A 13,454-nucleotide genomic window follows, 5' to 3' on the forward strand; every position below is an offset into this window, starting at 1 on the left:
GCTGGTGCAACGCCGGGGATGGAGTGTCTTGAGTCACGCCATGCCTTAAGACATAAGGACCATCGACCTATGCCGGACGAAGCAAGGCCGGCTTTGCCGGTGCGGCCGTTCGGCGGCGAGGCAATGGTAGAGTCCTTGACCATGTCCTTTCCCCAGCCTGACCAGCCGCCACGGCATGCCGCGGACTTCGCCCTGCGCGAGGTGACCAAGCACTACAACGGCGTCAGTGCCCTGAAGGACGTCAGCCTGTCGTTTGCCGCGGGCAGCACGACGGCATTGATCGGTGGCAGCGGTGCGGGCAAGTCCACCGTGCTTCGCCTGTTGCTTGGGCTGGACTGGCCCGACACCGGCACGGTCACTGCGTGGGGCGAAGCCCTGCAACGCGATCGCCTGCTCGCCCTGCGCCAACGCGTGGGTTATGTGATCCAGGAAGGCGGCCTGTTTCCGCATCTCACGGCCCTGGGCAACCTCGCGCTGCAGCCACGCTACCTGGGCTGGGAAGCCGAACGCATCCGCCAGCGCGCGCATGAGCTGGCTGAGCTCGCTCGCCTGCCGATCGATGTGCTCACACGTTATCCCGCCGAACTTTCCGGCGGCCAGCGCCAGCGCGTGGCCTTGATGCGTGGCCTGATGGCCGACCCGGGTGCACTGCTGCTCGACGAACCGCTGGGCGCGCTCGACCCCATCGTGCGCCATGAACTGCAGGACGAGCTGAAGCGCATTTTCAGCGAACTCGGCAAGACGGTGATCGTGGTGACGCACGATCTCGCCGAAGCAGCGTGGTTCGCCGACCGCCTGGTGCTGTTACGCGATGGGCACGTCGTGCAGGACGGTCGCTACGAGGACCTTCTCGACCGGCCCGCGGATGATTTCGTCAGGGCGTTCACCCACGCGCAGCGCGCACTGCCGGGCGGTGCCGCATGAAGCGGCTGGCCTGCCTGTTGTTGATGATGTTGCCCGCGCTGGGCGTGGCGCAGCCGTTGCGCGTGGGCTCCAAGCAGTTCACCGAATCGGTGATCCTCGCCGAACTCGCACGCGGCGAAGCACGGCGCATCGGCACCGAGGTGGAGCATCGGCGTGAACTCGGCGGCACCGCCATCCTGTGGAGCGCCTTGCAGCACGGCGACATCGATGCGTATCCCGAATACACCGGCACGCTCACGCAGGAACTGCTGAAGGGCGTGGCACCCGATGCCGGCATCGCTGCGTTGCGTGCACGGTTGGCGCCGATGGGCATCGGCATCACCGATTCGCTCGGCTTCGACGACAACTACGCCCTCGGCATGCGCGAGCAGCGCGCCGAGCAACTGGGCATACGGAACATCAGCGACCTCGCCGCGCATCCGGAGGTGTGGCTGGGTTTCTCCAACGAGTTCATGGATCGCGGCGACGGCTGGCCCGGCCTTCGGCAGCGATATGGATTGCCGTCCACGCAGGTGCGCGGCCTGGATCACGCGCTCTCGTATCGTGCGCTGGCCAGCGGCGCGGTGGATGTCACCGATCTCTACAGCACCGATGCCGAGATTGCCTACTACCACCTGCGCGTGCTGCAGGACGACCGTCATTATTTTCCGCGCTACCAGGCGGTGTTCCTCTATCGCCTGGCGCTGGAGCGGCAATCGCCCGTTTTCGTGGCCGCGCTGAAACGCCTGGTCGGGCGGATCGATGAACCCGCCATGCGCCGCATGAATGCGCAGGCGAAGCTCGAGGGCCAGCCCGAGGGGGACATCGCCGCACGTTTTCTGGGTGTGCCGGCAGGCGGCCGCGAGGACGGCTTCTGGCAGCGGCTGCTGCATCGCACCGCCGAACACGTCAGCCTCGCCGCGGCATCGCTCGCACTCGCGGTGCTGTTCGCCATTCCGCTCGGCATCGTGGCGGCGCGCTGGCGCAGGCTGGGGCAATGGGTGATCGGGCTTACCGGCATCCTGCAGACGGTGCCGTCGCTGGCGATGTTCGTGTTCATGATCCCGCTGTTCGGCATCGGTGCGTGGCCGGCGTTGGCGGCGCTGTTCCTCTACAGCCTGCTTCCCATCGTGCGCAATACGCATGCAGGCCTGCTCGATATCCCGCTGGAGCTGCGCGAATCGGCGGCCGCGCTCGGCCTGCCATGGCGCACGCGGCTCGCGAGGGTGGAACTGCCGCTGGCGACGCGATCGATCCTCGCCGGCATCAAGACCGCGTCGGTGATCAACGTCGGCACGGCCACGCTCGCCGCGCTGATCGGCGCGGGCGGCTACGGGCAACCCATCCTCACCGGCATCCGCCTCAACGATATCGGCCTGATCCTCGAAGGGGCTGTGCCCGCCGCGGTATTGGCGATGCTCGTGCAGTGGCTGTTCGAAGGCATCGAGCGATGGCTCACGCCGCGCGGCCTGCGTATCGCGGCGCGCGAGTGACGAGGTCGCAGCGCTGAGGTCATTGGACTTGCGGCGAACGCAACGTTGATCGCCGATAGGCCTTCGCAAGCACGTTGGTCGGTTCCCTTCGCGGCCTGGTGTCCGCCTCTGTCGCGAAACTGTCGTTGGGGGAGCTGCATCCTCCTTCCCCTCAACCGCGCGAACACCGGCTAAAATGCCGCTCGTTCGGGTGTCCCGGCTCGGCCGGGATGAAACGGGAAGCCGGTTGAAGTCCGGCACTGCCCCCGCAACGGTAAGCGAGTGAAACCAAGGGCGAGACGCCACTGGGCCAAGGCCCGGGAAGGCGCCCGCGGTTGCATGCGGCACGCATGGCGCTCGCGAGTCCGGAGACCGGCCCGATCAGACGGACCCGCCACCACGGCGGGTTTCAGCGCGCGGCTCGCGGTGGGCGAGGCCGGACGTCTGCATGGCCGCCTGGCCTGCCGCCGTTCCTGACTCCACCCGTGTCGTGCACCCCACAGTCGGGACGCGCGTGTGGGCGCGTCCGCAAGGAACATGCATGAAGAAGACCCTGCTGGCAGCCTCGCTGCTCTCCGCCACGATGGCCGCCCATGCGGCTGATGCGGACCAGGCGACGTCGCTGTCGTCCGTGATCGTCACCGCCACGCGCACATCCATCACCACCGACGAGGCGCTCTCCTCGGTAAGCGTGATCACCCGCGCCGATATCGAGCGGCTGCAGCCGGCGTCGGTGCGCGACTTGCTGGTGGGCCTGCCGGGCGTGGCGTTCACGCAGGCCGGCGGACAGGGCCAGTTGAGCACGCTGTTCCTGCGCGGCACCAACTCCACGCACGTGCTGGTATTGATCGATGGCGTTCGCATCGGTGCGGTGGGCGCCGGCCTGCCGGCGTTCGAACAGATTCCGGTGGACCAGATCGAGCGCATCGAGCTCGTGCGCGGTCCGCGCTCCAGCCTGTACGGCGCCGACGCGATGGGCGGCGTGATCCAGATCTTCACCCGCCACGGCGCGCAGGACGGCAAGCTCGATCCTTCGCTCAGCGTGTCTACCGGCAGCCGCAGCTATTTGGATGGCCATGCGGGCCTTTCCGGTGGCGACTCGCATGCGTGGTTCAACGCCGGCCTTGGCGGCCAGTACACCGCGGGCATCAATGCCTGCCGCGTCGGTGCGGCCGAACTGGGCGTGGCCTGCTTCGCCGACCAGCCCGACCACGACGCTTACCGCAACTGGAACGGCATGGCCAACGGCGGCTATCACTGGGACAACGGCACCGAACTCGCCGCCACCTGGCTGCGCAGCAAGAATTTCGTGGAATACGACGGCAGCCCGTATGGCGGCAACCAGGCGGTGAACCAGCAGCAGGTGGCCGGCGCGCGCCTGAGCTTCGCGCCGCTGGACGCGTGGAAGGTCACGCTCAACGCGGGCCAGAGCCGCGACGACAACGCCACCTATTTCCAGGGCGACTACAGCGACCTGTTCACCCCGCTCACGTACTACCCGCGCACGCCGGTGGGCCACACCTATTCGCGCCGCAACCAGGCGTCGTGGCAGAACGACATCACGCTCGATGCGAACCAGCTGCTCACCGCCGGCGTCGATTACCAGCAGGAACACATCGACAGCGACACCGGCTACCTCAGGAGCACGCGCGAGGACACCGGCGTGTACGCGCAGTACATGGGCACGTTCGGGCGCAACGAGGTGCAGCTGTCCGCGCGCCACGACCACAACGGCCAGTTCGGCAACCACAACACCGGTTCGGCGGCGTGGGGCTACGCGTTCGACCACGGCCTGCGCCTGTCGGCGAGCTACGGCACCGCGTTCCACGCGCCCACGTTCAACGACATCTACTATCCGTTCGGCCTGGGCAACCCCGACCTCAAGCCGGAGAAATCGCGTTCGGGCGAACTCGGCCTCAGCCAGGCGCAGGGTACGTGGAACTGGGCGGTGAACGTCTACCAGACCACCATCACCGACCTGATCACGCTGGACGAGAACTTCGTGCCGCAGAACATCAGCCAGGCGCGCATCCGCGGGCTGGAAGGCCAGTTCGGCATCAACCTGGATGGCTGGCAGGTGCAGAGCTATCTCACCCTGATGCAGCCGAAGAACCGCGAAGGCGCCTATGACGGCAACCTGCTGCCGCGCCGCCCGGAACAGACGGCGCGCGTGGATGTGGATCGCAGCTTTGGCGCCTTCGGTGTCGGCGCGACGTTCTTCGCCTCCGGCAAGGCATATGACGACCAGGCCAACCTGCATCGTCTTGGCGGCTACGCCACCACCGATCTGCGTGCGAGCTACGCGTTCCTGCCGGGCTGGCGCATCGAGGCCAAGTTGGCCAATGCCTTCGATCGGAACTATGAGACCGCGTACTACTTCAACCAGCCGGGCCGCACCTGGTTCCTCACGTTGCGGTACAGCCCGGCGGCGCGCTGAGGCTCGATCGACGAAATCTTCACCGCCGTCCCGGCGCGCGCTGGGACGACGGTGACGAGCGATCGCGTTGCGAGGCGGACTAACGGCACATCCGCGGCAACACGTTTGCAGGCATAAAGGCGCCTGAGGTCAGCCGTCCTGGTCGCGCCTCGTACCGAGGCGCGACGGGGATGCGCCGCCATCGACGGTTCTTGGAGCCCGTGAACCTTTTCGCGCCACTGATACGCCGCCCGATCGGCACTTCCGTGCTGGCGATCGGCCTCGCGCTTGCCGGCATCTGGGCTTACCTGTTGCTGGGCGTGGCCGCGCTGCCGCAGCTCGAATTTCCCGGCATGGTGGTGTACGTGGAGATGCCCGGCGCGAACGCGCAGACCATGGCATCCACCGTGGCCGCGCCGCTGGAGCGCCACCTCGGGCGCATCCCCGGCATCAAGGAGATGCACTCGGAGAGCAACGAAGGTTCCACGTCAGTTCGCATCATCTTCAATTTCGGCAACAACACCGACAAGCTGGCGCGCGACGTGCAGGCGGCGATCAACGCGAGCACCGCCGACCTGCCGATCGCGAGCATGCCGTCGCTGCCGCGCTACTTCAAATTCAACACCGCCAACATACCGGTACTGCTACTCTCGCTGACGTCGCAGACGCTGCCGCCGGACAAGCTCTACGACCTCGCCGACACGCTGATCAATCCCGCCATCGCGCAGATTCCCGGCGTGGCGCAGGTGCGCGTGATCGGCGGACGCCCGCGCGCGGTGCGCGTGGAGCTCAATACCGCCGCGCTCGCCAGCAAGGGGCTCACGGCCAACGACGTCGCCAACGCGCTGCGTGCGGCCAATGTCACCTCGCCGCAGGGCGTGCTCACCGACGGGCGCACCCAGATGACGGTGTCGGCGACCGATGCCCTGCATGATCCGGACGAGTTCGCCAGGCTGCTGATCGCCACGCGCAACGGCGCGCCCGTGCGCCTGTCGGACGTGGCGCGCGTCACCAGCGGCCAGCAGGACGAGTATCAGGCCGCCTGGTTCAACGACCAGCGCGCGGTGGCGCTGCGCATCAGCAAGCGTCCCGAGGCCAATGCGGTGGCTACCGCCGACGCAGTGCGCGCCAAGCTGCCGCAGATGCGCGCGTGGATGCCGGCGGACATCAGGATCACGCCGATCTTCGACCTTACCCAGACCACCAAGTCCGCACTGCATGAAGTGCAAGTCGCGCTGCTGCTCAGCGTGGTGATGGTGGCGGCGGTGATGCTGGTGTTCCTGCGGCGCATCGGCCCGACGCTGATCGCGATGCTGAGCGTGCCGCTGTCGCTGGCGGGCGCCTTCGTGGTGATGTGGTCGCTGGGCTATACGCTCAACACGCTGTCGCTGGTGGCGCTGGTGTTGTGCATCGGCTTCGTGGTGGACGATGCCATCGTGGTGATCGAGAACATCGTCCGCCACATGGAGCACGGTTCGCCACCGCTCGTGGCAGCGATGGATGGCGTGAAGGAGATCGGCTTCACCGTCGTCTCCATCACGCTCTCGCTGATCGCCGTGTTCGCGCCGCTGCTGTTCGGCAACAACCAGTTCACCCTGTTGCTGCGCGAATTCTCGGTAACGCTGACCGCGGCGGTGGTGATCTCGGCGTTGATCTCGCTCTCGCTTACGCCCGCGCTGTGCGGGCGCTATCTTTCCCTGGCGAATGCCGGCGGACGCGAGCCCAACCGCATGGAGCGCGCGCTCGAACGCTTCGATCGTGCGTTGCATCGCGTCTATGAGAGAGCGCTCGACTGGGCCATGCATCATCGCCGGCTGATGCGGTGGCAGCCGCTCATCCTGCTCGGCCTCACCATCGGCATGGCGATGCTGGTGGTGAAGCTGTTTGGCTTCAATTTCATGCCGCAGGAAGACATCGGCATGATCCAGGGCGACATCCGCGCCGACGCGAACATTTCGCCCACGCTGATGGCCCAGCGCGCGCAGCGCGCCGCGGCGATCATGCGCGAAGACCCCGCGGTGCTGGATGTGACCACCTTCCTTGGAAGCGACCGCGCTGGCGGCGCGGTGGGCAACCAGGCCACGATGTTCGTGGACCTGAAGCCACGCGGGCATGGCCCGGGCCAGCGGCCAGACGCGCTCAAGGACGTGATCACGCGTCTCAACAAAGCCTACGCGAAGCTGCCCGAGCTGCGCGTCTCGCTCAATGCCATCGGCTTCTTCAACGACAACAACGACAGCGACCGCGGCAGCCAGAGTTTCGAACTGGTGAGCAGCAACATGGGCGTCGACCTGCAGCCGCTCGCGCTGCAGGTGACCAAGCTGATGCGCAAGCACAAGGAATTCCACGACGTCAGCAGCGACTACGACGACATCGACAAGCAGCAGATGCTCACCGTGGACCGCGCCGCGGCAGGGCGGTTGCACCTCAACATGGGGCAGGTGGATTCGGCGCTGTACAACGCGTTTGGTCAGCGCCAGGTGTCGATCATCTATTCGAACATCAACCAGTACTGGGTGGTGCTGACGTCATCGGCGGAACGTTCGCTGAGCCCCGATACGCTGCTCAACACCTACGTGCGCGGCGACAACGGCAACATGGTGCCGCTCTCGGCGGTGGCGCACATCCAGCCGCAGGTGACGCCGTCGTTCGTGATCCACACCAACCAGCTGGAGGCGGCCAAGATCTACTACAACATCGACCCCGGCTTTCCGCAGAACAAGGCGATGGACCTGATCAACCAGATCGTCGCCGATGCGCGCCTGCCGGCCGGCGTGCAGGTCGGCTATTCCGGCAGCGCACAGAACCTGGAAGAGACGCGTTCCAACGCCAACGTGCTGTTGATCGGCTCGATCCTGGCGATGTACATCGTGCTGGGCATTCTCTATGAGAGCCTCGGCCATCCGCTGACCATCCTCTCCACGCTGCCCGCGGCCGGCGCTGGTGCCTTCCTCGCCATGCTCGCCACCGGCACGCCGATGTCGCTGATGGCGATCATCGCTATTTTGATGTTGATCGGCATCGTGAAGAAGAACGCGATCTTGATGGTGGACTTCGCCCTGGTCGCGCAGCGGGAGCGCGGCATGTCACCGCCGGATGCGATTCGCGAAGCGGCGCTGGTACGTTTCCGTCCGATCACCATGACGACGCTGGTGGCGATGGGCGCGGCGCTGCCGTTGGCGATCGGCTTCGGTGTCGGTTCGGAGATGCGTCAGCCGCTGGGTGTGGCCATCGTCGGCGGTTTGCTGGTGTCGCAGTTGCTGACGTTGCTGAGTACGCCGGCGATTTATCTGTGGAACCACGATCGCAAGATCCGCAAGGAAGCCCGTCGCGCGAAGCGTGCGGCGAAGCGGGCGTTGAAGGCGCAGACGGCGGCGGGGTGAGTCTCCTATCTCTGTAGGAGCGCACCCAGTGCGCGACCGCCTTTCGCGCCGGTCTACATGATCGTCGCCCCGGCGCAGGCCGGGGCCCAGAGCCTCGGTCTTCGGTTGTCGCCATACGGCAACCGGGCTCGCCTGCGACCGAAGGGAGTCCCTGTGGGGCGGCGGGCTTCCGAGCCACTACCGCGGCCCGGGTCACTTCTCTTTGGGTGGCCAAAGAGAAGTGACCAAGAGAAAGGCCACCCCGGTGTGGCGCTGCCTGGGCTTCGCCCAGCCAGTCCGTGAGGGGCGGCCGGGCTTTTCGACCGGGCTCCTGCCCGGACGAAAAGTGCCCGACGTCCTGTCGGGCACCCCTGCGGGGCCTGATCGTCCACCCCTCACCGCCACACAGGGGTTGGGTGACGGCTCGTGCCGCTGCACGGCACATCGCAGTGAGAAGAGCGTGGCGGTTCCGTTGTAGGAGCGCACCCAGTGCGCGACCGCGGACTGGCATGGTTGCCTCAGTGGATAGTTGTCGCGATGACGTAGGGCGAGGTACATCGCCATGCGGCGGTCGCGCACTGGGTGCGCTCCTACAGAGGTGGATAGGTGATTCCATCGCGAGCACCCGCCCCTCACCCCAACCCTCTCCCCGGAGGGGAGAGGGAGAAGGTACGCAGCCTGATGGATTCCCTCGCGAAACAACGAAGTTGCCTTAAGTCCTCTTCGCTACGGCGCGTTGCGGTGTAGCCGCTCCGTTCGAGGTAGTAACGAGCGTGCCAAGGCTGACCTCGGTCATCCAACGCTTCTATCCCACGTACTGCTAAGAGCCTTGGCTCTAAAAGGCCGTTTTCTTTGGGTTACTTTTGACGCGAAGCTAATCCCGTGGGACTTTGACTCCGGGCTGACGCCCTCCGCCCTTCCTCGCTCCTCAGAGCCGGCGCCATCCATGGCGCCTCCCCGCGTGCGGGCCGGCTTCGCCGTTCGCACGCAAAGAGCGCGTGCGTGGGCCAGCAAATGAAAAGTGACTCGAGCTTCCCACGGGACTAGCTGCGCGTCGCCCCACAGGGACTAGCTTCGCGTCGCCGGCAGGAGATCGAAACGCCCGCTGCGTCCCACAGGGACTCCCTTCGGTCGTAAGCGGCATCCTCGCCGCAGCGCAGCAACCGAAGGCAAGGGTCAAACCATTCCTCAAATGGGACATCACGCGAAAACCGCAACCTCTCCCCAGCCCTCTCCCGCAGGGAGAGGGAGCTAACGCTCGCACTGCCCAAGAGATCGACGAGCTGTCGCGCACAAGGCGCGCTCCTACAAGGATGGTCACCAAAGGGTGCACAGCACTGCGCAAAAGCGTCCAGCGACGCCAAAACCAAGCCAAGCCACACCCCCATGCCTTTCGGCACGGACCGACTTCAGGCACATTCTTCCTTCCCTCCCCCGCAGTCCAATACGAAAGCATGACGGCCCCTTGCGCCCGCCTTGCGCGGAACGTATGCCTTGGCTGCTGGTCTGCCGGGGTGGCGGGTGAGCGCGGCCCCTTACCGGTACGGAAACCTCAGTGAATATCTTCGCTCCATTGATCAAACGCCCCGTGGGCACCTCGCTGCTGGCGCTCGGATTGCTGCTGGCTGGTGTTTTTGCCTACCGGCTGCTGGGTGTGGCGGCGTTGCCGTCGCTGGAATTCCCGGGCGTTTATATCGTGGCGCAGATGCCGGGCGCGAGCGCACAGACCATGGCGTCCACCGTGCTGGCGCCGTTGGAGCGACACATCGGTCGCATTCCCGGCATCGACGACATGTACGGCAATGCCACCGAGGGCAGCGCGGCGATCCAGGTGCGTTTCACCTTCGACCGTACCGCCGACAAGGCGGCGCGTGACGTGCAGGCGGCGATCAATGCCGCGCAGGCCGACTTGCCGGTGATGCCGAGCCCGCCGCAGTACTTCAAGTTCGACACCTCGCAATTCCCGATCCTGCTGGTATCGCTGACTTCCACCGGTCTTCCGCAGGACAAGCTCTACGATCTCACCGACACGCTGCTGAAACCCGCCGTGGCACAGATCCCCGGCGTCGCGCAGGTGCAGGTGTTCGGCGGCACGCCGCATGCCGTGCGCGTGGAGCTGGATATCAACGCGCTCGCCGCGAAGGGCCTCACCGCGAACGACGTGCGCAACGCGTTGATCGCGGCCAATGTCACCTCGCCGCAGGGCATTCTCACCGACGGCCAGACGCAGATGACCGTCACGGCCAATGATGGCCTCACGGAAGCGTCCGACTTCGCCAACCTGCTTGTCGCCACCAGGAATGGCGCGCCGGTGCGCCTGTCCGATGTGGCCAAGGTCGTCAGCGGCCAACAAGACATCTACCAGGGCGCCTGGTTCAACAGCCAGAGCACGGTGGCGATGCAGATCAGCAAGCGCCCCGAGGCGAACGCGGTCGAGACGGTGGATGAAATCCGCAGGCGTCTGCCCGAACTGCGCGCGTGGATGCCGGCCGACGTGCAGATCACGCCGATCTTCGACCTCACGCAGACCACCAAGTCGGCGCTGCATGAGGTCCAGGTCGCACTGCTGATCAGTATCGTGATGGTGGTGATGGTGATGCTGGTGTTCCTGCGCCGCCTCCGCCCCACCCTGATCGCCTCGCTGAGCGTGCCACTGTCGCTGGCCGGCGCCTTCGTGGTGATGCTGGCGTTGGGCTACACGCTCAACACGCTGTCGCTGGTGGCGCTGGTGCTGTGCATTGGCTTCGTGGTCGACGACGCCATCGTGGTGATCGAAAACATCGTGCGCCACATGGAGAAGGGCGAGCCGCCGCTGCAGGCCGCGCTGATCGGCGTGCGCGAGATCGGCTTCACCGTGGTATCGATCACGCTGTCGCTGGTGGCGGTGTTCGCGCCGCTGCTGTTCGGCAACAACATGCTGATCATGCTGCTGCGCGAGTTCTCGGTGACGCTTGCGGTCGCCGTGGTGATTTCGGCCATCGTCTCGCTCACGCTCACGCCTGCGCTATGCGGCCGGCTCCTCAAGCATGAGGAGCCCGGCGAGCACGTGCCTGGGCGCATCGAGGCAGCTCTGGAACGCTTCGACCGTGGCTTCCATCGCGCCTATGAGCGTGCACTGGATTGGGCCATGCATCACCGTCGGCTGATGCGCTGGCAGCCGTTGCTGCTGTTGTTCCTCACGTTCGCGCTCGGCTGGGGCGTGGTCGCCACGGCCGGCGGCAACTTCATGCCCGAGGAAGACATCGGCATGATCGAGGGCGACATCCGCGCGGATGCGAACATTTCGCCCACCATGATGGCCACGCAGGTGCAGAGCGTCGCCAAGATCATGGAGCACGACCCGGCGGTGTTGGATGTGCTCACCATTCTCGGCGGCAACGACGGCAACGGCGCCGTGGGCAACATGGGCACCATGTTCGTCGACCTGAAGCCGCGTGGCAGTGGCCCGAACGATCGCCACGATCCGGTGAAGGTGGTGGTCGATCGGCTGTCCAAGCAGTACAACGCCATGCCCGGCGTGCGCGTTTCGCTGAGCCCCATGCAGTTCCTCGGTGGCGGCGGCAGCGGCGACAAGGGTGCGCAGTACGAGTTCCAGCTGATCGGCACCAACGGTGAAGACCTGCAGCCGTGGACGCTGAAGATGGTGCAGCAGCTGCGCAAGACGAAGGAAATGCGCGACGTCGGCAGCAACTTCGACCTGGTCGGCAAGCAGCAGATGCTGAAGGTGGACCGCGAGTCCGCCAGTCGCCTGCTGGTGAGCATGGGCGATGTCGATACCGCGCTGCTCAACTCCTTCGGCCAGCGCCAGGTGTCGATCATCTATTCGGACATCAACCAGTACTGGGTGGTGCTGACGTCCAGCTCGGCCACCTCGCTGAGCCCGGATGCGCTGCTCAACATCCGCGTGCGCAACGCGAAGGGCGAAATGATCCCGCTGTCCGCACTGGCGCACATCGAGCCGAACATGAGCCCGATGCGCATCCGCCACCATAACCAGCTGGAAGCCTCCACCATTACCTACAACCTGGCGAAGGACGTCACCCAGGATATCGGCGTCAAGCTCGTGGAGAACGCAGGCATCGCGGTCGGCCTGCCCGAAGGCGTACGCATCGAATTTACCGGCCAGAACCAGCGTCTGCAGCAGGCCAAGTCGAACGGCATGGTGCTGCTGATCGGCGCGATCGTGGCGATGTACATCGTGCTGGGCATCCTCTACGAAAGCCTCGGCCATCCGCTGACGATCCTCTCCACGCTGCCGGCCGCAGGCATGGGCGCGTTCCTCGCCATGCTGGTGACGCAGACGCAGCTCACGCTGATGGCGATCATCGCGATCTTGATGTTGATCGGCATCGTGAAGAAGAACGCGATCTTGATGGTGGATTTTGCGCTGGTGGCGCAACGCGAACGCGGGTTGTCGCCACCGGATGCGATTCGCGAGGCGGCGCTGGTTCGCTTCCGCCCGATCACCATGACCACGCTTGTAGCGATGGGTGCCGCCTTGCCGCTGGCGATCGGCTTCGGCGTCGGTTCGGAGATGCGTCAGCCGCTGGGTGTGGCCATCGTCGGTGGGTTGCTGGTCTCCCAGTTGCTGACGTTGCTGAGTACGCCGGCGATTTATCTGTGGAACCACGATCGCAAGATCCGCAAGGAAGCCCGTCGCGCGAAGCGTGCGGCGAAGCGGGCGTTGAAGGCGCAGACGGCAACGGGGTGATGCCTCAGCCCCTCCTGTAGGAGCGCACCCAGTGCGCGACCGCGGGCTGACATGACTGTCTCAGTCTGCGGTGGTCGCGACTGCGCGAGCTGAGGTCACGCAGCAACGCGGCGGTCGCGCACTGGGTGCGCTCCTACAGAGGTAGGCTGTTCTATCGCGAGCACCCGCCCCTCACCCCAGCCCTCTCCCCAGAGGGGAGAGGGAGAAAGTACGCGGCATCCATGCTTCCTCGCTGCGAAACGAAGCTGCTTTAAGTCCTCTTCGCATCGGCGCGTTGCGGTGTAGCCGCTCCGTTCGAGATAGTAACGAGCGCTTCCCGACTGACCTCGGTCGTCAGGCGCTATTCGTCATATCGCTACGAGCCGTGGCTCTAAAGGCCGTTTTCTTTGGGTTACTTTTCTTTTTGACTCCGGGCTAGCGCCCTCCGCCCTTCGGGCCGGCTTCGCCGTTCGCACGCCAAGAGCGCGTGCGTGGGCCAGCAAAAGAAAAGTTACTCGAGCGTCGGCAGACGATCGAAACGCCCGCTGCGTCCCACAGGGACTAGCTTTGCGTCGTAAGCGGCATCCTCGCCACAGCACAGCAACCGAAGG

Annotated in this window: 5 protein-coding genes and 1 riboswitch; all 5 genes read left to right on the forward strand. The window is 65.6% G+C overall.

The annotated features are described in order from the left end of the window. Positions 1–141 precede the first annotated feature (141 nt). Positions 142–924, forward strand: a complete 783-nt coding sequence (locus CA260_RS20480) for an ATP-binding cassette domain-containing protein (protein WP_111984994.1) — start codon at positions 142–144, stop codon at positions 922–924. Next, complete coding sequence (locus tag CA260_RS20485) at positions 921–2,396, forward strand: glycine betaine ABC transporter substrate-binding protein (protein WP_111984929.1); 1,476 nt, start codon at positions 921–923, stop codon at positions 2,394–2,396. The genes CA260_RS20480 and CA260_RS20485 overlap by 4 nt, the downstream gene beginning before the upstream one ends. A gap of 171 nt (positions 2,397–2,567) precedes the next feature. Beyond that, a riboswitch (cobalamin riboswitch) is annotated at positions 2,568–2,770 on the forward strand. Between the two features lie 146 nt (positions 2,771–2,916). After that, complete coding sequence (btuB, locus tag CA260_RS20490) at positions 2,917–4,812, forward strand: TonB-dependent vitamin B12 receptor (protein WP_111984930.1); 1,896 nt, start codon at positions 2,917–2,919, stop codon at positions 4,810–4,812. 200 nt (positions 4,813–5,012) lie between these two features. Beyond that, complete coding sequence (locus CA260_RS20495; protein ID WP_111984995.1) at positions 5,013–8,174, forward strand: efflux RND transporter permease subunit; 3,162 nt, start codon at positions 5,013–5,015, stop codon at positions 8,172–8,174. A 1,534-nt stretch (positions 8,175–9,708) separates the two neighbouring features. Next, positions 9,709–12,864 carry an efflux RND transporter permease subunit gene (locus CA260_RS20500; protein WP_111984931.1) on the forward strand — a complete coding sequence of 1,052 codons (3,156 nt, stop codon included), beginning with the start codon at positions 9,709–9,711 and terminating at the stop codon, positions 12,862–12,864. Positions 12,865–13,454: the final 590 nt, after the last annotated feature.

The sequence above is a fragment of the Dyella jiangningensis genome, assembly GCF_003264855.1.
Lineage (GTDB): Bacteria > Pseudomonadota > Gammaproteobacteria > Xanthomonadales > Rhodanobacteraceae > Dyella > Dyella jiangningensis_C.

Coding starts and splice junctions, on each gene's coding strand:
- CA260_RS20480 (WP_111984994.1), top strand. CDS start 142: ATGTCCTTTCCCCAGCCTGACCAGCCGCCACGGCATGCCGCGGACTTC.
- CA260_RS20485 (WP_111984929.1), top strand. CDS start 921: ATGAAGCGGCTGGCCTGCCTGTTGTTGATGATGTTGCCCGCGCTGGGC.
- btuB (WP_111984930.1), top strand. CDS start 2,917: ATGAAGAAGACCCTGCTGGCAGCCTCGCTGCTCTCCGCCACGATGGCC.